Source organism: uncultured Maricaulis sp. (assembly GCF_905480005.1).
GTDB lineage: Bacteria > Pseudomonadota > Alphaproteobacteria > Caulobacterales > Maricaulaceae > Maricaulis.
The window spans coordinates 1-22,947 of record NZ_CAJQOO010000127.1 but is presented as its reverse complement, the minus strand read 5'-3'; the positions used below and the strand labels follow the sequence as shown (position 1 = coordinate 22,947).

The following is a 22,947-nucleotide window of genomic DNA, read 5'->3' as shown; positions in this document are numbered from 1 at the left end:
CATGCGCAAACACATCCTTCTCGCCCCGCTTGGCGCCCTGTTTCTGGCAGCCTGTGCGACGACGGCACCGACCGAACAGGAACAGGCCGTCATCGACACGATGAATGCCAACACGATCGTGCCGGCCTCGGCCAGCGAGCGACAGGCCGTGCGCAGCCAGGACCTGCTCACCCAGGCCGCCTTCTGGGCCGAAGCCCATGATCTCAACCCGTCGGATCTGGAAGCCGCGCTGGAATTGTCCCGCGCCCTGCGCCAGCTCGGCAATTACCAGCGCGCAAGCGAGGTCGCCCGCCAGACGCTGGCGCTCTATCCGGACAATGCCGATGTCCTTCTGGCCCATGGCAGTGCGCTTGCCGCCGGTGGGCGCGGTGCCGCCGGGATCGAATCGCTGCGCCGGGCCGCCCAGATTGATAGCGGTCGCTGGCAGACCCACAATGCGCTGGGCATTGCCCTGGAACAGGCCGGGCAGAGCGAAGCCGCCCGCAATGCCTTCCGTGACGCGTTGAACCTCGCCCCTGGCGAACCGTCCATCCTGTCCAATATGGCCATGTCCTACGTCACTGCCGGCGAGGCTGACACAGCAGAGCGCATGCTGCGCGAGGCGATGGTGCGCCCGGGCGCGGACGCGACGGTGCGCCAGAATCTGGCGCTCGTGATCGCCCTCCAGGGCCGTTTCGCCGAAGCCGAGGAACTGGCCCGCGTCGATGTGTCTCCGCAAATGGCCGAGGCCAACATGGCCTATATCCGCGCCATGCTGACCACCAATCGCCGCTATGACGCGGTGCGCGAGAACTAGCGCCGGGCCGGTCGCCCCTTCAGCAAGCCCATCGAGGTGATCATGATGACCGCCGACAGGGCGATCAGATTGACCGTGATCCCGAAATAGCCGTTCAGCCCCATGCCGATGAACGGATTGCCGACGAGCAACAGCCAGTCGACCATGGATGCGAGGAAGAAGGCGCCATACATCGCAGCCGACCAGCGTGAGCGCAGCACTAGCAGCGCAAAGGCCGTCAGGGCGCAGAGCGTGGCCAGCACGAAGACGACTTCCTGCAAGACCGACATGCTGGCGACATAGCCATAGGCATCAAATTCGAACCAGTCGGACGGCCAGGTGCCGGTCCTGACAAGCAGTTCGAGCAGGCCCCAGCGGCCATAGGTGACCGCCCCGTATCCGCATAACAGGACCGTGCCCCAATAGAGCGCGAACTCGCGCGTGATTTTCATGGAGTGATCCCGTTCTACCGAAAAATCGCCTCGCCCCTCCGGAAACCATACTGAAAGCGCAGCGCGGCGGAATAGAAATATTCAGTCGGCATCACTCGGCACGGGCGGTGGGGGCGGCGGGGGCGGCGGTGCCGGCTCGGCCTCATCAAGCGCCTTGAGCGGGAAGTCCTTGCGCAAGAGCGGCGTCACCAGCGTGTGGTCGAAGCGGAAATCCTCGACCAGCTCACGCAACTCGACCGGCGCGCGGCCATCCTTCGACGCGTCACTGCCCCGGTAGAGGGCATAGAGGCGGAGATAATTCTTGTCGTCGCGGGACAGGTCAGTGTCATCGAGACGCGAACAGACGGCGATCAGCTTCTGCAGGCCGGCCTTCATCTTGCCGGCCTTGAGCTCGATCATCGCGCCGGCAAGCCCGACCTTCCAGCCCATGTCGACGAAATGGGTCCGCGGCGCAGCCGAAAGCGCCTGACGCGCAGTCGCGACATCATTGATGGCGAGCGCGCTCATCGCTTCGCCCACGGCGGCATCCGCATTGCGGATCTCGTCACGGAGCTGGTCGGCTGTCTTGCGCCCGGAAAACATGGACTGTGTCCACCTGTTCAACATGCATGGTGCTATTCAAGTAGCGCGCCAGAACGGATTCGTCACATGCTATTGAAGCGGATAATGGCCGGACCGAGGATGACCACGAACAAGACCGGCAGGAAGAAGATGATCATCGGCACGGTCAGCTTGGCCGGAAGGGAGGCCGCCTTCTTCTCGGCTGCCGCCAGGCGCATGTCCCGGTTTTCCTTCGCCATGACACGCAGGGCCTGCCCCAGCGGCGTACCGTAGCGCTCGGCCTGGATCAAAGAGGTACAAACCGCCTTCACCCCGGGGTGATTGGTGCGCTTGGCGAGATTCTCATAGGCCATCCGGCGATCCTGCAAATAGGACAATTCAGCCGTGGTCAGGGACAATTCCTCGCCCAGCTCGATCGATTGCGACCCGACCTCGCTGGAGACCTTGTGGAAGGCTGCCTCGATCGACATGCCACTCTCGACACAGATCAGCAGCAGGTCGAGCGCGTCAGGAAACGCACCCATGATCGATTGCTGGCGCTTGGCGGCGAGATTGGAGAGATAGAGATTGGGCGCGTAATAGCCCAGCAGGCCCAGCCCGAAGGAAAAGCAGATCCGCGTGATTTGCGGCAGGCCGAAATCATTGATCAGGAAGACATAGGCCAGCGCCAGCCCGAACAGGATGAAGGGCGAGAGCAGGCGGAAGAAATAGAAGGTTACGGCCGGACGGCTGCCGCGCATGCCAGCCTGCGCCAGCTTTTCCTGCAAGGCCGGATCTTCGAAGGCCTTTTGCAGATTGAGCGCGTCCACGACCTGGCGCACCAGGCCCTTGGCCTCCGCGCCGCGGATCGATCCCTTGCCCCCACGGGCCACGGCTTCCATCGCTTCGCGGCTCTTGCGGCGCAGCTCTTCGCGGCGGTTGTTGACCGACTTGATCCGCTTGTCGAGCTTGTCCGTGCTCAGGGCCGGCGCCGACAGGGTGACAATGGTCGCGAAGACCAGCACAGCCGCCACCAGGGCAATCAGGCTCTGCGGGTCGGTCAGGAAGTCGCGTATCTCTGTGAAGCCGATTCCGAACATGCCCGCCTCAGATCTTGAAGTTGATCATGCCGCGCATGACCATGATGCCGATGAACATCCAGGTCACACCGCCGAGCAGCATCAGCTGACCGGTCGGGTCCACGAACATCTGGCCCATATAGGAGGGGGTGGTGGCATAGACGATGCCGAGAACGCCCGGCGGCAGCGAGCCGATAATCGCGGCCGATGACTTGGCTTCCGAGGACAGCGCCCCGATCTTCTCGCGCATCATCTTGCGCGAGCGCAGCACGATGGACAGATTGCCCAGCGTCTCGGCGAGATTACCGCCGGTCTTCTGCTGGATGATCAGCACGGTGCGGAAAAAGTTGAGCTCGGGCAGCGGCATGCGTTCGCACATCCGGTCGAGACCGTCCGGCAGGGAAACACCGACAGCGATACCCTCGACCAGTTTCTCGAATTCGGTCCGCACCGGCTCCGGGCTTTCCTTGGCGAGGATCTTGAGACACTCATTCAGCGGCAGGCCGGACTTCACACCGCGGGTGATGACGTCGAGCGCATTGGCAAACTCGCCCGAGAACTGCTTCTGCCGACGGCCACGCGCCAGGCCCAGCCACCAGCGTGGCATGCCGAGGCCGGCGATGACCGTGATGCCGCCGGTGACGGCCAGATTCTGACCGGTGATCAGGGCTATCAACAAGCCAGCCACGGCGAGACCGGCGGAAATCATCCAGAAGACGGCTGGCGTGAACGACATGCCGGCCTGCTGGATGCGGGCCTTGATGGACAGGGATTTCTTGCGCTGGTCGCGCTGCCTCTGTTCCAGATCCTTGAGCGATTCCTGGACCTGACGCTTGCGTTGGGCGGCCTGGTCGAGCGCCGATATATGGCGTCGCCCGCGCTGCAGGCCCCCATGTACTGCGCGGTTCATCCGCTTTTTCGATTGCACATCACCCGCCGCGCCGGCCACGACCCAGCCGACGCCGCCGACCGCCATGAAGGCAGCCGCCGCAGCGAGCACAATGATCATGTCCTCATTCATCGCAATCAGGCCTCCGATGCATCGAGCGCATTCGCGAGCTCGCGCTCCAGGCCGAAATAGCGGGCGCGATCCCAGAATTTCGGGCGGGCAATACCGGTCGAGGCGTGCTGGCCGACAATATCGCCGTGCTCGTCCTCGCCCTTGATCTCGTAGAGGAAGAGGTCCTGGGTGACGATGACATCGCCCTCCATCCCGACCACTTCGGTGATATGGGTGATTTTCCGCGACCCGTCGCGCAGGCGGGCAGCCTGAACAATGACGTCGATAGACCCGACAATCATCTCGCGGATCGTCTTGGCGGGCAGGTTATAGCCGCCCATCGTGATCATCGACTCGATCCGCGACATGGCCTCACGGGGCGAGTTGGCGTGCAGCGTGCCCATGGACCCGTCATGACCGGTATTCATGGCCTGCAGGAGGTCAAACGCCTCCGGGCCACGCACCTCACCGACGATGATCCGCTCGGGACGCATACGCAGGCAGTTCTTGACCAGGTCGCGCATGGTCACCTGCCCCGAACCTTCCAGGTTCGGCGGGCGGGTCTCCAGGCGCACCACATGCGGCTGCTGAAGCTGGAGTTCGGCGGCGTCTTCGCAGGTGACGACGCGCTCGTCTTCCTCGATGAAACCGGTCATGCAGTTGAGCAGGGTCGTCTTGCCCGAACCGGTACCGCCGGAGATCAGGACGTTACAGCGCGATGCCCCGATGATGGAGAGAACCTTGGCGCCTTCCGGCGTGATGGAGCCGAACTCCACCAGGTTCTGCATCTGCAGCTTGTCCTTCTTGAACTTACGAATGGTCAGCGTCGGACCGTCCAGCGCCAGCGGCGGGGCAATCACGTTGACACGCGAGCCGTCCATCAGGCGGGCGTCACAGATCGGCGAGCTCTCGTCGACGCGGCGGCCGACCTGGCTGACGATGCGCTGACAGATATTCATCAGCTGGCCGTTATCGCGGAAACGGATATTCGTTTCCTCGACCTTGCCGTTGACCTCAATGAAGACCCGGTCGGCGCCATTGACCATGATGTCGGCGATGTCATCGCGCGCCAGAAGCGGCTCGAGCGGACCGAAGCCGAGGACATCATTACAGATATCCTGGAGCAATTGCTCCTGCTCGGCGATCGACATGGCGACGTTCTTGATCGAGATGATCTCGGTCACGATGTCGCGGATTTCCTCGGCCGCCGTCTCATTGTCCAGCCGCGCCAGCTGGCCCAGATCAATGGTGTCGATCAGGGCGTTGAAGATCGTCGTCTTGATCGCGTAATATTCTTCGGAACGCCCGCCGGTTTCGGCAATGCGGGCCGTCCGCTTGGCCGCTTTCGGTCCGGAATAGGCACCGGGCGCCGGCTTCGCGACCGGCTTGGGCGCCGCCGCGGCAGGCTTGGCCGCCGGTGCTGCCTGGCCCTCACGACGCGCAGCCGGCTCCGGACGCGCCTCATCCTTGGGCGCAGCCGTCGGCGGCGTCATCGGTGCGGGTGTGGGTGTCGGGCCTCCGGCACGCTTGCCGAACATGGGCTCTCTAGCCTCCGAAAAGTTTCGCGATGAAGGAACGTTTGGGCGGCGCCACCGGTGTCCGGCCGGAGACGAGGCTGGCGAGATGCGAGAAGCCCTCCGCCGCTTTCGACTTGGGATCGAGTTCGGTGATCATCTGGCCGTTATTGGCGGCCTTGCCGAATAATTGCGGTTCGAAAGGCAGGACCAGGGTCGGCGGCGTCCCGAGCGCTTCGGCGAAATCCTTGACCGGGATTTCCGGGCGCTTGGGCATGCCCGCCATATTGATCACCACGCGCGGCGGCTCGTCATTGGGACGGGCACCGGCCACGAGATCGAACAGATTCTTGGCATTGCGCAGGGACGCCAGATCCGGGGCAACCGTGACCACAACCTGATCAGCGGCCAGCAGGGTCTGCTTCACCCAGGGCGTCCACATATGCGGCAGGTCGAGAGCCACATAAGGCGCCTGGCGGCGGACTTTCTCCAGCACCGTCTCATAGTCCTGGGCGTTGAAATCCCATTCCTTGTCGAGCGTGGCCGGCGCAGAGAACAGGCTCAGGCGATCGGTACAGCGCACCAGGAGGCGGTCCAGCAGTGCGTCATCCAGACGGTCCGGCTCGGCCAGGGCATCGCCCAATGTCTGGGCGGGGTCCTGATTGAAGTCGAGACCGGCCGTTCCGAAGGACAGATCGAGATCGACCAGGACGGCGTCCGACTGCATGCTCTCGGTCATGGCCCAGGTGCAATTGTGCGCGATGGTCGAGGAGCCGACGCCGCCCTTGGCGCCGATGAAGGCAATCGACTTGCCGGCAAAGGGCTGTTCCGGGTCGAGGAAGAGCTCGGAAATGGTGCGGATGACATGCATCGGTGTCATGGGCGGCACCAGATACTCGCTGACGCCCCGCTTCATCAGCTCACGATAGAGGCTGATATCATTGGCGGCGCCAACGATGATGACCTTGGTTTCCGGATCGCAGACACCGGCCAGCTCCTCGAGCTGGTCAAACAGGCCGCGCCCTCGCATGCCGCTCTCGATGATCAGCAGGTTCGGCGTCGTCTCGTCATGATAACGCTCGATCGCGGCTGGCAGACCACCCAGCTCGACCGTCACATGCGCCTTGGCAAGGCGGCGATCACCGGCGGCATTATGGATCAGGGCGCCGGTTTCCGGACGTTCGCAGAAAGCGCCGACCGAGATGCGCGGGACCGGCTGGTCCGGCACGTCACTATCGACTTCGCCATACAGGGTTTCGCCGACCGACATCGCGGCGACTTCATCCTGGAGATCTTCGAAAACCGGGTCGATCACACGATCCTGCGGCGCCCGGGCCGGCTCAGCCGCTGCCGGCTCGACCGCAGTTTCGGACAGGAAGGGGTCATCCCCGCCGAGATCATCCGCGGTTTCCTGCGGCGCCGGCGCGCGGTTCATGTCTTCCCGCGTCGCTTCACCGAGCAGAAGGCGTTCGACATCGGCTGCATCCAGAAAGGGATCATCACCGTCCAGGAAGGGGTCTTGCTTCATTGCGCGATTGGCATCGGTCATGACTGGCCCTCCCTAATTGCCGCTGGCGACGCGGGACACCGCGCCGCTTTCGTAATCACTGCGCTCGCTGGCGGTGGATTCGCCGGCCCGATAGCCGTCAATCACGGTCTGGCGGCGACCGGTATCGCCCGGCTCCATGTCGCGCGGCGCGACGAGATCGCGCGGATCGGCGACCATGGCTGCCAGGTTCACCGCCATCGCACAGCCGAAATTGCTGTGGTGCTGATTGTCGAACTCCATCGCCATATTGTCCCAGCTGCCATTGCATTCGCGCGGCGCCTGGGCGGCATATCGCGTAAAGGAGAAGATCAGCTCGCCATGGCGCTGGCCGCGGGCGTCATAAGCCCCGCCCGTTATCACGCGCCAGTCGATGCCCTGCTCATAGAAAAAGCTGCGGGCCTCGGCGATGGCGCCGATTGCGGCGTCCTCATTGGCGGCACCCTGGGGATAGCTGATCACCAGCGGACCATGGCCGCGCGCCTTGTATTCCGCAGCGACCGAGGCCAGCACGCTTTGCTGGGCCCAGGTCAGGCCATTATCACGTTCATCGACGGCGAATTCGGCGCGGTAGGTTTCCGCGACGGCCGTGGCTTGCGGTACATTCAGTCCCGCCGGCGGCGTATGTGTCGCGCAGGCTCCGAGCGAGACGAGGCTCGCCAGACCGATCAGGGCACCGATATTCTTTTTGTAGGCCACCATCACCAACTCCACTACTCGAACAGGAAGCCAACCGGCCCGCTCCAGCCACGCTCGCCCGTATCCGATCCGGGGACCGAATAGGCGCGATTGATGCGGCCGAAGAGCAGGGCCGAAGCCTCACTGGCATTGCGGAAGCCGTCCGCAGGCGTCTGCATCTGGTTCGGATTCGTCGGGTCCACCAGGTAAGGCGTCACCAACACGACCAGTTCGGTTTCCTGGTTCTCGTAATCCCGCGAACGGAACAGCGATCCCAGCACCGGCAGGTTCTGGACACCGGGAACACCATCGAGATTCTGGCGCGTCTCTTCCTGGATCAGACCGGCCAGGACGAGGCTGCCACCCGAGGGCAGTTCCACAGTGGTCTCGGCGCGGTTCACATTCAGGGCCGGAATGGTCAGGCCCGGCACCGTGCCGATGATATTTCCGTCGTCATCCGTGACATTGTTCGACTGGAAGGTCAGCGAGCCCTGGCTCGTCAGTTCCGACACTTCCGTCGAGATGCGCAGCGAGATGCGGCCTTCGGACAGGACCACGGGCGTAAAGCCCAAGCCGACACCGAAGGGCTTGTATTCAATGATGATATTGCCGTCGCGATCGCGTCCGACAGGCACCGGGAATTCACCACCGGCCAGGAAGTTCGCGCTCTCGCCCGTGATCGCCGTCAGATTCGGCTCGGCAAGGGTTCGCACCAGACCGACGCGTTCCATCGCCTGCAACAGGGTGGTGACGTTTTCCACGCCGCCCGTATTGCCGCTGACCCAGTCAATCGCGGCGGACGTACCGCCCAGGAAGCGACCGACGCGCGAGAAGTCCGGAGAGGTGGCAATGTCGAAGCCGAATTCGCCGGAGCTGCCGGCCGTCGACAGATTGACGCCGAGCTGCCGCACGATGGTGCGCTGCATCTCAACGATCCGGACTTTCAGCATGACCTGTTCGCGGGCTTCGACGGTGATCATGGACAGGATGTGGGCCGGATCATCGACCCAGCGCTGGGCGATGCGCAGCGCCGCGTCGGCATCGGCCGCGCTGGGCGCCCGGCCCGACAGCACGATGTGATCATTCATGGCCTCGACCTCGACCCGCGCGGCCGGCAGGAAGCGATCAAGCGACTCCTGGAGCGGTGTCAGGTCGCGCTCAACGCGCAGATTGAGATCCAGGATCAATTGTCCATTGGCATCAAAGAAGAAGGCATTCGTCTGACCGATACCCATGCCCATGATATAGGCGCGGCGCGGCGTGCGCACGATGGCTTCGACGACGCTGGGATTGGTCACCAGAACATCGGCGACATCGACCGGCAGATGGATCACGGCGGCCTTGGACAGGGGCAGATCGAGATGTTCCGAGACCGGACCATTCCCCGGTTCGCGGATATAGACCTGCATGGTATTGCCGCGCTCTGTGTCGGTCGGCTGTGCGACCGCCGGAGCGCTGACGGCCAGGCTGGCCAGCAGGAGAAGGGTGCGGATCATCATCTCGGTCCTCATTCGTCGCCACCCAGCGCAACTTGCTGGGAGCGGCCATAGCGGATCAGGGTGACGGAGCTCGAACGGCGCTCCTCATAGGACTGGGCTGCGGCTTCCGGCAGCTCGCCGCCGGAGACCAGGACCGGGTCACCGGTATTGTCGGTCAGGCTGCGCAGAACCAGGGCGATCTCGCCGCGGGCCACAGCAACCGAGACAGCACGCGCCTGGTCCGGGGTCAGCTCGAGTGTGGCAGTCTCACCAACCGCAACCTCGTCTTCGTCATCGCTGGCGAAGGATTGGTCGATCGCCAGAACGCGGGCGTTCTCGACAATGGTGCGCGCCACGAAGGAGCGGCTGGAGCCGCGGCGGCCTTCGGACTCTTCCTCGAAGGAAACAATCACGTCGACACGATCATTCGGCAGGATGAAGCCGCCGGCGCCGGTCTCGGCCGAGATCGGTACGGCAACCGCGCGCATGCCCGGTGTCAGGACGGCCGCCATGAAGCCGGCATCGCCGGGCTGGACAAGACGGCGGCCTGTGATCGGCTCGCCCTGGCTGATCGGGGCCCGAACCACCGATCCTGCGAAGTCCTCAATGCCCTGACCACGGTTCTCCACGACATATCCTGGCGCGACCGCCTCATCGGGCCAGGCTTGCCAGTAGAAGTCGGCCGCGCTGATTCGTTCGCCGATGGCGACGTCGCGGCGGGCGGCAAGAATGCGGACCGAGGGGCGTTCCTCAACCTGCACGACTTGCGGAGATTCGTTGCTGGACATGGCCTGGCGGACGAAAAAGGCGACCGCGACCGCGGCGATGGCGGCGGCTGCAAGAATGGCGATGCGGACGGCGTTCATTGAGCGTCTCGAACCTCTCAGGCACACGAATACATGTGCTAGGAGACGCTGAATTCCTCAAAGTCGCGTTAATGCTATCGGGAGAATGCGCCCTAACGGCCCCTTTTCTCAGAGCCCGTAAAACACCGCTCAGATACGCCTAAAAGGCCTGCCAGAAAGCGGTTTTGGGCAAGCTCCAGAAAACTCCGGCCGCAATCGCGATTCCGTAAGGGACCGGGGCTTTTACCGCCAGCGCCGTACCCTCGATTTTGCCGGCCAGGGCCGGAATGCGCGGCGCCAGCCAGCGCAGGGCCAGAAGGAGAAGAACCAGAACGCCCCCGGCCATCACGGTATGGATAAGAAAAGCGATGATTTCGGGCCAACCGAACCACAGGGCCGCAGCCGCAAACAATTTGGCATCGCCGCCGCCAATCCAGCCCGGCGCAAACAGGGCGAAACCGATAACCAGCGCCACCAGGCCGCCAAGCAGGTGATTGCCGGCCTCGGACCAGCCCAGACCAGACGCCAGCGCGGCGATCGGGAAGGTCAGAAGGACAAGCCCGACCAACCAGTTTGGAATGATGAATTTGCTGGCGTCGAAAAAGGCGGCCGCAAGCATCAGCCCGGCCAGCACCAAGATCGTGATCTGCAACAGCATCGCGCTCATCCCCGTCTTTCCCTGACCGGCAAGGTGACGGGCGAAACTTAATGAGCGGTTGGCAAAACGAAACGGGGCCGCTCCGAATGGAGCGACCCCGCCGAACTTGTCACGAGTGACGGACGCTTTAGAGCGAGCCGGCAACCGTGTTGAAGTTGTTGCTGACGCCCGTACCGAGTGCCGTAACAGCACCGATGATGACAACGGCGATGAGGGCGGCAATCAGGCCGTACTCAATCGCGGTAGCGCCGGATTCGTCTTTGAAGAAGCGAGAAATCATTTTCATTTGTTTACTCCCGTGTAGGTACCCAACCATCAGGAGCCGATCCGTCCCGACCTCTCCTGAACGCTGACCAATAAACACGAGAAGGATTTCAGCGGAGTAAAAATTCGTGGTTACCAAAATATATATTTGTCGGAACGTGCGCTATAGTTAACATTTGAATAACGGCGCTCTCGACCAAAGCATTCAAATAAATGCAGCCCCGTTTAGAAAAGATTCAGACGCGCGCGCGAGGATGGCCTCCAGTTTCCTGAAGCGTCACGGAGCGCCAAAATGTTCAACCGGATTGCCACCGCCTTCACCCTGGCGATTGTCTGCGTCGCCCCCGCGGCCGCTCACGACCTTGCTGTTCCGGTGGAGCATGCTGAAGTCATCCGCCTCCCCGCCGAGGCCTCGGCCATCGTGGTCGGCAATCCCTCGATCGCCGATGCCCTCGTTCATGACGGCCGCACGCTTGTCGTGACGGGCCGCCTGCAGGGCCGCACCAATGTGATCGCCATCGATCGGGTCGGCCGGATCATCTATGAGCGCGACATCGTCGTCTCCAATCCGGTCGAAGGACAGGTCGCCCTCTTCCGCGGCCCGAACCAGTCGACACTGTCCTGCGGTGCGGTCTGCGACGAGATCCCGCGCACCGGCGGTGATGTGGAGCGCACCGAAGCGCTGTCCGATCAGCAACGCAGCCGCCTGTCCACTGCCGACATGGCGATGTCCGGCGACGCCCCTCAGTAAAGACGGCCCCCAATCGATCAGGGAGAGGCCCGGCATGACCGGGTTTTCAGGACAGAACCGATGACCAGCGCGTCTCAAGACCCGACAGACAAGCGGCAAGCCACGCGCATTGCCCGCTTTTGCCGTGCCGAAGATGGCGCAACGGCAGTCGAGTTCGCGATGATTGCGGCCCCGTTCTTCTTCTTGCTCTTCGCGATGATCGAAATCGCGGCAGTCTTCTTTACCGGGACGGTGCTGGAGAACGCGGTGCTTGAAGCCGCCCGGAAGATACGCACCGGCGAAGCCCAGACCGGCGGCATGTCACAAGCCGGTTTCCGCCAGGAAGTCTGCGACCTCATCTCCGTCGTGGCCGATTGCGACAATCTGGAGATCGACGTGCAGGTCTTTGAAGACTTCGACAATGTCGATCAGTCGAGCCCGGTCGCGGCCGATGGCTCTCTGAATACAGGCGATTTTGGCTGGGATCCCGGCGATGCCGGCGACATTGTCCTGGTCCGCGTCTTCTACCGCTGGTCCCTGATGACCCCGAATTTCGGCGGCGCCCTGTCAAACATGGAAAATAATCAGCGCCTGATCACGTCGGCGACCGTTTTCCGGAACGAGCCCTTCGATGATTAAATCGCTCGCCCGCACCCTGCGCCGTCTGGCCGGTGATCGCCGTGGTGTCACCGCGGTGGAGTTCGCCCTGATCGCGCCCTTCATGATCCTGCTTTATCTGGGATCGGTCGAGATCAGCCTGGCGCTGTCCATCGACCGCAAGATCACCTCCATCTCCAGCGCCCTGGCCGATCTGGTCGCGCAGGACGATGTGATCACCGATGACGAGATCGGCGACATTCTCAATGCCGGCACCGTCATCGTGGCCCCCTTCGACCCGACCCCGCTCGAGATCCGCATCACCTCGGTGATGATGGATTCCGATGGGTCGGTGGAGGTCCAGTGGTCGGACGCCACCGGGATGGCGCCCTATTCCGAAGGCAGCTCGATCTCCATCCCCGGCGGTGTTCTGGAGCCCAACCGCTCGGTCATCATGGTTGAGGTCGACTACCAGTATGACACCATGTTCGGCGAACTCGGTGTCAGCCAGTTCAATATTTCCGAAATCTTCTATCTGCGTCCGCGTCGATCGATCGTCGTCTCGCGCGGCTGATCAGGCAAAGATCGCCGCGATCTTCGCCGGCAATTCACCCGAACCCACCGGACGTCCGTCCAGCGTGGTGACCGGCACCGCGCCAAAGACTGCATTGGTCACGAAGACCGTCTCCGCCCCCGCCAGCATATCGACCGGAAACGCGCCGGCCTCGACCGGCATGGAATCAAGGATCTCCGCCCGCACTGTTCCGGCCAGCACGCCGCACGCAGTGGCCGGGGTAAAGACCTCCCCGCTCGTCAGCCAGAACAGATTGGCACAATCACCGCCCGACAGATTGCCGCGCGTATCGGTGAGGAGCGCCATGTCTGCCCCCTGCCCGCGCGCCTGCCGCCGGGCCTGGACATTGTCCATGTAGGACAGCGTCTTGTGGCGTGCGGTCAGGCTGGCCGGTGAGCGGCGGATTTCGCTGAGGGAGAGCGCGACACTGGCCGGCGGGGCCTTGCGCGGCGCCGCGGTCAGGGTCAGGGACGGCACCAATTCGTCCGGCCGTTCAAGTCCGCGCGGCCCGGCGCCGGCGGTCAGGGTCAGGCGGACGACCGCATCTTTCAGGGCATTGCGGGCGGCCAGTTCGCCAATCAACTCGGCAATCCCGTCGGCATCGCGTGGACCGGGCAGACCCAGCTCGCTTGCGCTGCGCGCCAGCCGCGCCATGTGGCGGTCAAAGCGGACCGCCTTGCCCTTGATCACATGCAGCGTCTCGAACAAGCCATCGCCCAGGAGGCCGCCGCGATCCTCGAGGCCCCAGCCGGTGCGGGCAGTCTCGATCCAGTCGCCATCCTTGAAAGCAATTCCGCTCATTCCGCATCCGCTCCCAGAGCCCGGCGCAGGGCCGAGACCTTGGTCAGTGTTTCCTCATATTCCGACATCGGCTCGCTGTCGGCGACAATCCCGCCGCCGGAGCGCAGACTGGCGCGCCAGCCTGCCCCCTCACGGCGCAGCGCGGCCGTGCGGATCATCACATTGAGGTCCATATCGCCGCCCTCACTGTCAATCCAGCCCAGCGCACCGCAATAGGCGCCGCGCGGCTCGCCTTCCAGTTCCGAGATAATCTCCATCGCCCGCACCTTGGGTGCGCCGGTGATGGAGCCGGGCGGGAAGCTTGCAGCCAGGAGGTCGAACACATCACTGCCCTCGGCCAGATCGCCCTCCACCACCGAAACCAGGTGATGGACATTGGCATAGGACTCGATCTCGCACAGCACGGGCACCGAGACAGAGCCCGGCGCGCAAACCCGCGACAGGTCATTGCGCATGAGATCCACGATCATCAGGTTTTCCGCCCGGTCCTTGGCGCTGGCCGACAATTCCGCGGACAGGCGCTGATCCTCGACCGGATCGGCAGCCCGCCGCCGCGTTCCCTTGATCGGCCGCGCTTCGACATGACCGGATGAAACCCGGAGGAAGCGTTCGGGTGAATTGGTCATCACGATGTGATCGGGATCGAGGCAGAGATAGGCCGCATGCGGGGCCGGGGATTGCTCGGCCAGGCGCCGGAAGACGGCATAGGGATGATCGGCCGGGTCCAGCGTCACGTCGAAGGCCTGGGAGAGATTGACCTGGAAGACGTCGCCGGCATGAACATAGTCGCGCGCGCGCCTGGCTGCGGCGAGATACCGATCGCTCGACCAGCGCGACTGCCAGCTCGCCGCGCCATCAGTCTCGGGGATTTCCGGCGCCGGGCCTGACTGGCGGACTGCCGCGAGCAGGTCGGCGACGGCTCCCTTTTCAACGCCCTTGACCTCGACCTGCCGGGCCTCACGGTCGAACTCGATCCAGGCCGGATAACGGGCCACGGCGAGCGGTGGCCAGCGCGGATCGAGATGGGGCAGGCGCTCGAAGGCGGCAGCAAGGTCATAGCCAAACAGACCGGCCCACAGCCCGCCATCCACCCGACCGCGCGCGGCAACGGCGTCGAACGCGTCCCGGTCCGCACCACTCGCTATTTCATCGGGCGCCACAAAGATCCGCGACCGGCCATGCCGGCCATCATGCAGGAGCAGGGCATGGGGCAATTGTGCCCAGGGTGCGAACACATCAATCGGGTTCTGCCATGGGAGGCGATGCTGATGGATCGGTCCAGCCATGGGGCGACAGGCCTAGCCGGTCAGCCAGCGCGCCCGCAGGGCCGCCCGCTCATCCTCGGTAATGCCGAGATGCGTCCGCACATAATGGTCCACACCGCCCATTGTCTCGAAGGCCTGACGCAGATAGTCGCCGTCGACGCCCAGGAAGATACGCATCATCTCCGGTGCCATGGCCTGGCCGTGCTCGGCCTGGATGCGTTCGCGGATACGCGGGATGATGGCGTCGAAATCGACCGCCTCATTGGTCATCTCATAATCGGCAATCACCTCGTCGCGGTCGACACCGAGCTCGTCGAGAATGAGCGCGCAGAAAATCCCGGTCCGGTCCTTGCCGGCCGCGCAATGGACCAGGAAACCACGCTCCGCATCGCCCGTCGCCAGCGCGCGATAGGAGTCGCGATACACATCCTGATTGCCGCTCTCCATCGGGATGCGGCGATAGGCGGACAGCATGTAGTCATGCACGCCCTCCGGCGTATGCACACCCAAGCGAAGAAAGCGCAGATGCGGCGGCTCGCCGCTATCACCCTTGTCGGACGCCAGCACCCGCGGGGCGATCGGATCGGGCCAGTTGGAGGGTTCATTGGTGCGCTCGCGCGGCTTGCGCAGATCGGCGACGACCTGGATGCCAAGCCCGCCGATATGATCCCAGTCCATCTCGCTGGCACGCGAGAAATGTCCGGAGCGATAAAGCCCGTCCTTCACACGTGCACCGTCCAGGCCTTCATAGCCGTGAAAGTGCCGGAAATTATGGACGCCTTCGAGGGGTGTGATGCGAGTCATGTATCGGAGGTACGCAATCACCTGCCCGACGGCAAGGCTGCAGCCCGACAATTTCCGTCCACGGCTGAATACGCTGCCGACGGATCACCCTTGCGTCTCGTCCGCGCCCTCGCCCATTTCCAGCAGAAGACGCTCATACTGGCTGATCAGGAAGCGTTCCTGCGAGGCCAGCTCGGCAAAGCCGATCTGGGTGAAGCGCAGGCTGGGACGCAGGTCTTCCGCGCGCATGATTTCCGGTCCCGCAAAGAGCAGCTCGACGATCTGGCGCCAGGTGGCACTGACGCCATTGCCCTGCATTTCATAGACCCGGGCCACAGCCGCGACGCGTTCATAGGGCAGGATATCGAGCCGGCCATGCTGTTGGGCGTGTTCCCAGGCGAAGCTGGACAGGCCGGGCGCGTTCACGCCGCGATCCATCACCGCAATCACCGCATCGAACAGGACCCCGTCCGCCGGCGCCTCACCGGCCTCGATCGCCGCCAGTTGCGCACCGATCCGCTCGACGACAGCTTCATGATAGCCGACCACGTCCTGGAGCGCGGCGATATTCGCCTCGATCTCGGCGACCACCCGCCCCATTGCCGCGTCGGCCGCACGCCGGTCGGCCACATCCTCGCGCCATTCATTGGCAATGAAACCGAGCACCACGGCAAAGACGATCAGCACGCCCTCGACAAGGGCGCGGCCAAACCAGGAGGGCAGAGACGGAGGGGTGGCAGTCGACATGCGCGGGTTCCGGATTGTTTGAACCCACACTAGCCAGACTTGCGCGGCGACAACAACAGGAAGGGCGCTGCGTGGTCGTTCCACGCCCGGCGCGGAAGCCCCCGATCGATGCCTTGAAGCGGATCAGGGACACGCGCCTCGGGCACATGTCCCTCCCCTGCCCCTAGCGGAATGGCGGCTCGTCAAAGCTTCGCAGCTTGCGCGAATGCAGGGCCGCGCCCTCATCGCGCTTCAGGATTTCCACCGTCTCGATCCCGGCGGCGAGGTGTTCGGAGACCGAGCGCTGGTAGAAGAGATTGGCCGCACCCGGCAGTTTCAGCTCGCCATGCAGCGGCTTGTCCGAGACACAGAGCAGCGTGCCATAGGGCACCCGCAGGCGCAGGCCATTGGCGGCGATGGTGGCGGATTCCATGTCCACGGCGATAGCGCGGGACTGGTTGATCCGCTTGGCCTGGGCGGCGTATCGGAGTTCCCAGTTCCGGTCGGCATAGGTGGCAACCGTGCCGGTACGCAGGCGCGATTTCAGGGTTTCGCCACTATCACCGGAGACCGAGGCCACGCCCTGTTCCAGCGCGATCTGGATTTCCGCGATCGGCGGGATCGGGACTTCCACCGGCATGTCCTCATCCAGCACCGCGTCATAGCGCAGATAGGCGTGGGCCAGCACATAATCGCCCAGGCGTTGGGAATGACGCAGACCACCGCAATGGCCGATCATCAGCCAGCATTGCGGGCGCAGGACGGCGAGATGGTCGGTGATCGTCTTCGCATTCGACGGGCCGACCCCGATATTGACCAGGGTGATGCCGCGACCGCCCGGAGCCTTCAGGTGGTAGGCCGGCATCTGGAAGCGGCGCCAGGGCGCGCCCTCGACCACGGCATGCGCGTTCGGTGTGTCGGCATCAACGCTGACATTGCCTGCCGCCGAGAAGGATTCGTAGTGATTGTCTTCCTTCAGCTGGCGGATGGCCCAGGCGGTGAAGGCGTCGACATAGCGGTGGTAATTGGTGAAGAGGATGAATTGCTGCGTGTCTTCATAGGGCGTGCCGGTGTAGTGGCGCAGCCGCTGCAGCGAATAATCGACCCGCGGTGCCTCGAACAGGGAGAGCGGTTTCACCGCGCCCTGCTGCATGACTTTAAGGCCGTTGGGCAGGTCATCATTGACCTTGGACAGGTCGGCATAGGGGAAATGACGGACCAGCTCGGCCGGCGAGGCCGCGTCCATATCCAGACCATCGGCCCCGTCGAGTACATAGGAGAACGGGATTTCCGTCTCTGACGGCCCGGTCTCGATGGTGATCTCATACTGGTCGGCCAGCAGGGTCAGCTGCTCGATCAGATAGTCGGCAAACAGGGCCGGCTTGGTGATGGTCGAGGCATAAAGCCCGGTATCGGTGAATTTGCCGAAGGCGCGGCTGACCGGCGGCGGCGGGCCGTCCGGCTCATAGGTCACACGCAGTTCGGGATAGACAAACGCCCCAGCCTGGCGGTCGTCATGGGATGGCGGCGGTCCGCCATCAAGGAAGGATTTCAACGCGGTCTGGAGGCGTTCAACGGACGATTGGTAGAGCGCTTCGAGCTGCTCCACCGCTTCAGCGGGTGTTCTTGCAACCTTATAGTCTTTTTTCATCGCCGTTCTCATGCCCGATTTTCCCGCCCGGATAAAGGGCAAAGCCGCTTCCCGGAAATGCAGGCTGCCAAAACCGCAGGACAATCGTATTCAGGCGTTGGCTATCGACGCGCGAGCGGATATGCACGCGCGTTGCCCTGCAAGGGCTGCGAAACGGAGAATTCAACATGGAACATGCGCAAAATTGGGTCGTCCTGAAATTTGGCGGCACCAGCGTTAAATCGCTGGCTGATTGGCGTGTGATCTCCAAACGGATTGAAGCCGTGCGCGCGGAAGGCAAACGCGTCTTCGTCGTCCATTCCGCCATCGCGACGATCTCCAACCTGCTCGACACGCTGGTCGAGAAAGCTGTCAGTGGTGCCGGCGAGGACGAGCTGGCCGCGATCAAGACGCGCCATCTGGAACTCGCCGCCGAGCTCGGTGTGAATGGCGACGCCCTGCTGGCGCCCCATTTCGAGGCCCTGACGCGTCTGCGGGCCGGTCTGGCGCTGACCGGAGATGCCAGTCCGCGCCTCAAGGCCCGCATCATGGCCCAGGGCGAGCTGATGGCGACCCGTCTCGGCCAGGCCTGGCTGGCCCATGGCGGGCTGGACTCGATCTGGCTCGATGCCCGCGACCAACTCGCCGCCCTGCCCGCCTCCGGCGCGCGCGGCTATCTCGCCGTGGATTGTGAGCACGAGGCGGACGACGCGCTGCAACGCCTGTGCGCCGACCTGCCGCCGGTCATCGTCACCCAGGGCTTCATCGCCCGGCGCGAGGATGGCGATACCGCCCTTCTCGGCCGCGGTGGATCTGACACGTCAGCCAGCTATTTCGCGGCCAAGCTGGCCGCCGAACGTCTGGAAATCTGGACCGATGTCCCCGGCTTCTTCTCGGCCGATCCGCGCCTCACCGGTGCGGCCCGCCAGATCCGTTCGCTCGCCTATGCCGAGGCCCAGGAGCTTGCCTCCATGGGCGCCGGCGTGTTGCACCCGCGTGCAATTTCGCCGGTCCGCAAGGCCGGGATCGAGATGCAGGTCCTGTGCACCCATCGCCCGGACATGTCCGGCACCACGATCTCGGAAACCCCGTCGGAAGACGCGCCGCGCCTCAAGGCGGTTTCCGTGAAGCAGGGCGTCCGTCTGATCACGCTGGAGACAGACGGCATGTGGCGCGCCTCGGGCTTCCTCGCCAAGGCGTTCGAGCCCTTCTCCCGCCATGGCGTCTCGATCGATCTGGTCTCGACCTCGGAGACTTCCGTCACGGTCTCGCTGGATGATGATCCCGGCCTGACGCCGGACGTGCTCGGCGCGCTGGAGGATGATCTCGCCGCGATTGCCCGCGTCGAGATCATCGAGAATTGCGCCGCCGTCAGCCTGGTCGGACGCGGGGTGCGCGCCCTCCTCGCCCAGTTCGGCCCGGCCATGGAAGCCTTCGCCCACTACCCGGTGCGTCTGGTCTCCCAGGCCGCCAATGACCTCAATCTCACCGTTGTAGTCGATGCTGACCAGGGCAAGCCGCTCTGCCGCCGCCTGCATGACCAGCTCATCCAGCCGCGGCCGATGGACAAGACCTTTGGCCCGTCCTGGCGCGAGATCGGTGAGAATCTGACCGAGACCGCCCCGCCCGGCACCGGCACCTGGTGGCGCGCCAGGCGTCAGGCCCTGCTCGATCTCTGCCCGGTCGATGGCGCCACCTATGTCTATGACCTCGAGACCGTGAAGGCCCGCGCCTCCGCCGTCGCCGGTCTCAAGGGGCTTGATCGCGGCTGGTATGCGATGAAGGCCAATGGCCATCCCGACATGATCCGCACCGCGGTCGAAGCCGGGCTGGGCGTGGAATGCGTCTCGATCAAGGAAGTCCAGGCGGCCCGCAAGGCGGTGCCGGACCTGCCCGTCGACCGCATCCTCTTCACGCCGAATTTCGCGCCAAGGGCGGAATATGCGGACGCGCTGGACATGGGGGTCCACCTGACCCTCGACGGCCTGCACCCGCTGCGCGCCTGGCCGGAGATTTTCAAGGGCCGCAAGATCACGCTGCGGATCAATCCCCAGCGCCCGGAAGGTCATCACAAACATGTCCGCACCGCCGGGCCGGAAGCCAAATTCGGCCTGCATGCCGACGAGCTGGCCGAAGCCAAGACCCTGGCCGCCAGGGCCGGCGCCATCATCAACGGCCTGCACGTCCACTCCGGCTCGGGCATTTCCGATCCCGATCACTGGCGCCGGGTTGGCCTCTTCCTGGTGGAGACCGCCCGCGACATGCCGGATGTCGAAATCCTCGATCTCGGCGGCGGCCTCTCGGTCGACGAGGCCTCCGGCGTGCGCCGGATCGACATGGATGCGCTCGACCAGGTCCTCACCGATCTCAAGACGGCGCATCCGAAATACCAGCTCTGGATCGAGCCGGGCCGCTATATCTCGGCCGAGTCAGGCGTGCTGCTGGCCCGCGTGACCCAGCTCAAACACACGCCGGATGCGCGCTTTGTCGGCATCAATACGGGCATGAATTCCCTCATCCGCCCGGCCCTCTATGGCGCCCGCCACGAGATCGTCAATCTCACACGGCTCGACGAAGCGCCCGCCTGGATCGCCGACATTGTCGGCCCGATCTGCGAAACCGCCGACCGCCTCGGCGCCCAGCGCCTGATGCCGGAAACCGAGGAAGGCGACGTTATCCTGATCGCCAATGGCGGCGCCTATGGGCGGGTCATGGCGTCGAGCTACAACATGCGCGAACCGGCCGGTGAGGCTGTGATCTAGCCGGCCTCCTTTCGCCGTCCCTGCATTTTCATCCTGGATGGGAATGCAGGGCGGCGGCCGAAGCGCATCCGCACACTCGCATACAGCGTCAGGCCGATCACGGTCAGGACCGGCGCCAGGAGCGCGATCGGCGAGCGCAGGACGGGCGGCAGGACGTTGTTATTGCCGAAGAAGAAGATGAAGCTGGCGATGAAGAGGGCAAAGCCCATGCGCCAGATATGCCGGGTCAGCCTTTGGCGGTCATCCGCAGACCCGCGCCGCAGCGCCAGCACATCAATGCCGGCAATCCAGAGCGCCACGCCGCCAAGGCTGTAGAAAGCCACCGGCGGCAAGTCGTTCAATGTGCCCGAGGGCAGGTTGGCGACCAACAGGCCGGAGCCGGCAGAGGCGATTGCAACAAGGGAAATCGCGCCAGCGGCAACCCGCTCGGCCAGGCCGGTGATCCGGGCGGCGGCCATCCAGCCGGTCGTCACGGCATGCCCGGCCAGCAGGGCGAGGAAGGCCGTGAACAGGATTGAGCGCGACAGGCTCATATACAGGCCACTGGCACAAAGCAGCAGCATGCAGACGGCAAAGACCCGCCCGGCCAGGCGATGGGGGTGGCGGCCCTTCCGAACCATGAAGGCTGTGGCGCCAGCAAGAAGGCAGATCACGCCGACGAGGAAATGGAGCTGTCCGACGAGCGGCAGATTGCCGATGGCACTGATCATGACGCTCCTCCCGGGTGACGGGGTGACCGCTTGAGCAGGGTCCGGACAAGGAAGACCAGGATCATCAGGGCCGTTATACCCTCGGGCGCCGATAGCAGTCCGCTCTCCCGCAACGCCTCGGGGAAGACCCGGGCGCCCGGCCCGGTGAAGAAAGAGCCGACAGCGATGAAATAGGCCAGACCCATGCGCCAGAGGTGACGCGCGATGCGATGGGGCCGCGACACAGGACCGCGCATCAGCAAGGTCAGGTCGGCGACCGCGCCCAGGGCCGACATCATCGCCAGCATCAGATAGTCCTCGGCGGCAAAGCCGAGCAGGCGCCCGCTTTCCGACTGCAGGGCCAGAACGGCCAGCGTCACCAATCCGGCCATGCAAGCAAGAATGGCGGCCATCGCATTCCACTCAAAACCGCCGGGCCGGTTGCTCCGCCAGCGCGCAGTGCGCCAGCCGGTGAGCACCAGATAGGCGGCCAGAAGACCGGCGAAGGCGGTGATCAGGAGACGTTCCGGTTCCAGTATCCCGATCACGGCGCCGGACAGGGCTGTCGCCAGCATCGAGACCAGGAAGACCGTGCCTGCGGCCCGGTGTACCGGCTTGCCCTTGGGGGCGAGGAAAGCGACTCCACCGGCGCCGACACAGATCGTGCCGGACAGGATGTGGAACAGTGAAAGCAATTCGGATGACATGCTGGATTCCCGATATTGGCTGTGTCAGAGAGCGAGGGTGGCAGTCTGGCCACGCGCGTTATCTCTCGCGCCCAATCCTGCAGGCGCGGACACCGGACAAGCAGCACCAGGCAGAGATCGATCGCCAATATGAACGCACTTGCCGTCACCGACCTGCTACCGCTCATTCTCGCTTCGGCCGCCGCCGGCCAGGCATTGCTGTGCGTGATGGTCGTGTTGACCGGTCAGTCCGGCGACGTGCCGCGCAACTGGTTGGCCGGCTTGTTTGGCACGCTCGCCACCCTCGCCATCAGCCCGGTGATCCTCGCCATCCGGCCCGATGGCCTGGCGCTGATGGCCGGCCTGATACTGGTCGGGCTGTACACGCTTCCGCCTTTGTTCTGGGGTTATGTCCGGGCTCTGACCCGCCGCGAGCCGGTGGGGCGAGGGTCGATCTCGGCCTGGCACCTGGCCGGACCGGTTCTGGCCCTGGCAAATGCCGTATTGATCTGGACGCTGCCGGCGCAAAGCGTCGCCGCCATCCTGGCGACCGGCGAGTTGCCAGACGGTCTCCACGCGGCCTTGGCCGTGCTGGGTGTATTCGTCCTGGTATTGGGCTGGAATCTGGTATCCGCGGTGTATGTCTGGCGGATCCTGAACCGGTTGCGGGCCTATCGACGCGCCCTGCACGACCAGTTCTCCAACACCGAACGCCGGGAACTGGCCTGGCTGCGGGTGATGGTTCAGGCGGTCATCCTCGTCTGGCTGGCCATCATGGTCCTGCTTGTCTGGGACAATCTGATCGCCGACCTGTCGGTCCCGCCGGTTTTCGGCAGCCTTGTCATCATGGGACTCACGGCGATGCTCGCCGCCCG

The 22,947-nt window shown here is 64.2% G+C and carries 24 protein-coding genes; 6 read left to right on the top strand and 18 right to left on the bottom strand.

Annotation, left to right across the window (positions count from 1 at the left end):
• The first annotated feature begins 1 nt into the window (after position 1).
• Complete coding sequence (locus QZ266_RS11385) at positions 2-796, top strand: tetratricopeptide repeat protein (RefSeq protein ID WP_295695241.1); 795 nt, start codon at positions 2-4, stop codon at positions 794-796.
• On the opposite strand, the gene QZ266_RS11380 is transcribed toward QZ266_RS11385, so the two are convergent.
• The 11 genes from QZ266_RS11380 to QZ266_RS11330 form a co-directional block, all read right to left on the bottom strand.
• A complete protein-coding gene (locus tag QZ266_RS11380) occupies positions 793-1,227 on the bottom strand; it encodes a hypothetical protein (protein ID WP_295695239.1) in 435 nt (144 codons plus the stop codon). The two genes, QZ266_RS11385 and QZ266_RS11380, sit on opposite strands and share 4 nt — an antisense overlap.
• An 81-nt stretch (positions 1,228-1,308) precedes the next feature.
• Positions 1,309-1,809, bottom strand: coding sequence for a hypothetical protein (locus tag QZ266_RS11375; protein ID WP_295695237.1), 501 nt, complete (start codon positions 1,807-1,809; stop codon positions 1,309-1,311).
• A gap of 62 nt (positions 1,810-1,871) precedes the next feature.
• Positions 1,872-2,867 (bottom strand): type II secretion system F family protein, encoded by a 996-nt coding sequence (locus QZ266_RS11370; RefSeq protein ID WP_295695236.1) that lies wholly within the window; start codon positions 2,865-2,867, stop codon positions 1,872-1,874.
• A gap of 7 nt (positions 2,868-2,874) precedes the next feature.
• Complete coding sequence (locus tag QZ266_RS11365) at positions 2,875-3,867, bottom strand: type II secretion system F family protein (protein ID WP_295695234.1); 993 nt, start codon at positions 3,865-3,867, stop codon at positions 2,875-2,877.
• 5 nt (positions 3,868-3,872) lie between these two features.
• A complete protein-coding gene (locus QZ266_RS11360; protein WP_367178239.1) occupies positions 3,873-5,339 on the bottom strand; it encodes a CpaF family protein in 1,467 nt (488 codons plus the stop codon).
• A gap of 52 nt (positions 5,340-5,391) precedes the next feature.
• On the bottom strand, positions 5,392-6,909 hold the full coding sequence (locus QZ266_RS11355; RefSeq protein WP_295695231.1) for an AAA family ATPase: 1,518 nt from the start codon (positions 6,907-6,909) through the stop codon (positions 5,392-5,394).
• Positions 6,910-6,921: 12 nt separating this feature from the next.
• Positions 6,922-7,608: a CpaD family pilus assembly protein gene (locus QZ266_RS11350; protein WP_295695229.1), complete on the bottom strand. Its 687-nt coding sequence runs from the start codon at positions 7,606-7,608 to the stop codon at positions 6,922-6,924.
• An 11-nt stretch (positions 7,609-7,619) separates the two neighbouring features.
• The gene (locus QZ266_RS11345; protein ID WP_295695228.1) at positions 7,620-9,083 is read right to left on the bottom strand and encodes a type II and III secretion system protein family protein; all 1,464 of its coding nucleotides are present in this window, start codon (positions 9,081-9,083) and stop codon (positions 7,620-7,622) included.
• A gap of 8 nt (positions 9,084-9,091) precedes the next feature.
• A complete protein-coding gene (gene cpaB / locus QZ266_RS11340) occupies positions 9,092-9,928 on the bottom strand; it encodes a Flp pilus assembly protein CpaB (protein WP_295695226.1) in 837 nt (278 codons plus the stop codon).
• A gap of 139 nt (positions 9,929-10,067) precedes the next feature.
• A complete protein-coding gene (locus tag QZ266_RS11335; protein WP_295695224.1) occupies positions 10,068-10,574 on the bottom strand; it encodes a prepilin peptidase in 507 nt (168 codons plus the stop codon).
• A gap of 118 nt (positions 10,575-10,692) precedes the next feature.
• Positions 10,693-10,851, bottom strand: coding sequence for a Flp family type IVb pilin (locus QZ266_RS11330; protein WP_295695223.1), 159 nt, complete (start codon positions 10,849-10,851; stop codon positions 10,693-10,695).
• 270 nt (positions 10,852-11,121) lie between these two features.
• Here QZ266_RS11330 and QZ266_RS11325 point away from each other — a divergent pair, with 270 nt between their 5' ends.
• From QZ266_RS11325 to QZ266_RS11315, 3 genes are read left to right on the top strand one after another with little or no spacing between them, the layout of a single operon-like run.
• The gene (locus QZ266_RS11325; RefSeq protein ID WP_295695221.1) at positions 11,122-11,580 is read left to right on the top strand and encodes a pilus assembly protein N-terminal domain-containing protein; all 459 of its coding nucleotides are present in this window, start codon (positions 11,122-11,124) and stop codon (positions 11,578-11,580) included.
• Positions 11,581-11,640: 60 nt separating this feature from the next.
• Positions 11,641-12,198, top strand: a complete 558-nt coding sequence (locus QZ266_RS11320) for a TadE/TadG family type IV pilus assembly protein (RefSeq protein ID WP_295695219.1) — start codon at positions 11,641-11,643, stop codon at positions 12,196-12,198.
• A complete protein-coding gene (locus tag QZ266_RS11315; RefSeq protein WP_295695217.1) occupies positions 12,191-12,730 on the top strand; it encodes a TadE/TadG family type IV pilus assembly protein in 540 nt (179 codons plus the stop codon). The genes QZ266_RS11320 and QZ266_RS11315 overlap by 8 nt, the downstream gene beginning before the upstream one ends.
• Here QZ266_RS11315 and QZ266_RS11310 read toward each other — a convergent pair whose 3' ends face one another.
• The 5 genes from QZ266_RS11310 to QZ266_RS11290 all read right to left on the bottom strand — a co-directional run bounded on the left by QZ266_RS11310 (position 12,731) and on the right by QZ266_RS11290 (position 17,956).
• A complete protein-coding gene (locus QZ266_RS11310; protein WP_295695216.1) occupies positions 12,731-13,531 on the bottom strand; it encodes an aminotransferase class IV in 801 nt (266 codons plus the stop codon).
• Positions 13,528-14,817: an aminodeoxychorismate synthase component I gene (gene pabB / locus QZ266_RS11305; RefSeq protein WP_295695214.1), complete on the bottom strand. Its 1,290-nt coding sequence runs from the start codon at positions 14,815-14,817 to the stop codon at positions 13,528-13,530. Before pabB ends, QZ266_RS11310 begins: the two co-directional genes overlap by 4 nt.
• 12 nt (positions 14,818-14,829) lie before the next feature.
• Complete coding sequence (locus tag QZ266_RS11300) at positions 14,830-15,600, bottom strand: tyrosine-protein phosphatase (protein WP_295695212.1); 771 nt, start codon at positions 15,598-15,600, stop codon at positions 14,830-14,832.
• A gap of 84 nt (positions 15,601-15,684) precedes the next feature.
• On the bottom strand, positions 15,685-16,326 hold the full coding sequence (locus tag QZ266_RS11295; RefSeq protein WP_295695210.1) for a hypothetical protein: 642 nt from the start codon (positions 16,324-16,326) through the stop codon (positions 15,685-15,687).
• Between the two features lie 163 nt (positions 16,327-16,489).
• Complete coding sequence (locus QZ266_RS11290) at positions 16,490-17,956, bottom strand: AMP nucleosidase (protein WP_295695209.1); 1,467 nt, start codon at positions 17,954-17,956, stop codon at positions 16,490-16,492.
• Between the two features lie 167 nt (positions 17,957-18,123).
• Between QZ266_RS11290 and QZ266_RS11285 the strand changes: the two genes are divergently transcribed.
• Positions 18,124-20,697 carry a bifunctional aspartate kinase/diaminopimelate decarboxylase gene (locus QZ266_RS11285; protein ID WP_295695207.1) on the top strand — a complete coding sequence of 858 codons (2,574 nt, stop codon included), beginning with the start codon at positions 18,124-18,126 and terminating at the stop codon, positions 20,695-20,697.
• Here the strand turns inward: QZ266_RS11285 and QZ266_RS11280 are convergent.
• Positions 20,694-21,407 (bottom strand): hypothetical protein, encoded by a 714-nt coding sequence (locus QZ266_RS11280; RefSeq protein WP_295695205.1) that lies wholly within the window; start codon positions 21,405-21,407, stop codon positions 20,694-20,696. The genes QZ266_RS11285 and QZ266_RS11280 overlap by 4 nt on opposite strands.
• Positions 21,404-22,093 carry a DUF2306 domain-containing protein gene (locus QZ266_RS11275; protein WP_295695203.1) on the bottom strand — a complete coding sequence of 230 codons (690 nt, stop codon included), beginning with the start codon at positions 22,091-22,093 and terminating at the stop codon, positions 21,404-21,406. Before QZ266_RS11275 ends, QZ266_RS11280 begins: the two co-directional genes overlap by 4 nt.
• A 129-nt stretch (positions 22,094-22,222) precedes the next feature.
• On the opposite strand from QZ266_RS11275, the gene QZ266_RS11270 reads away from it, so the two are divergent.
• On the top strand, positions 22,223-22,947 hold a 725-nt coding region (locus tag QZ266_RS11270), incomplete at its 3' end, for a hypothetical protein (protein ID WP_295695202.1).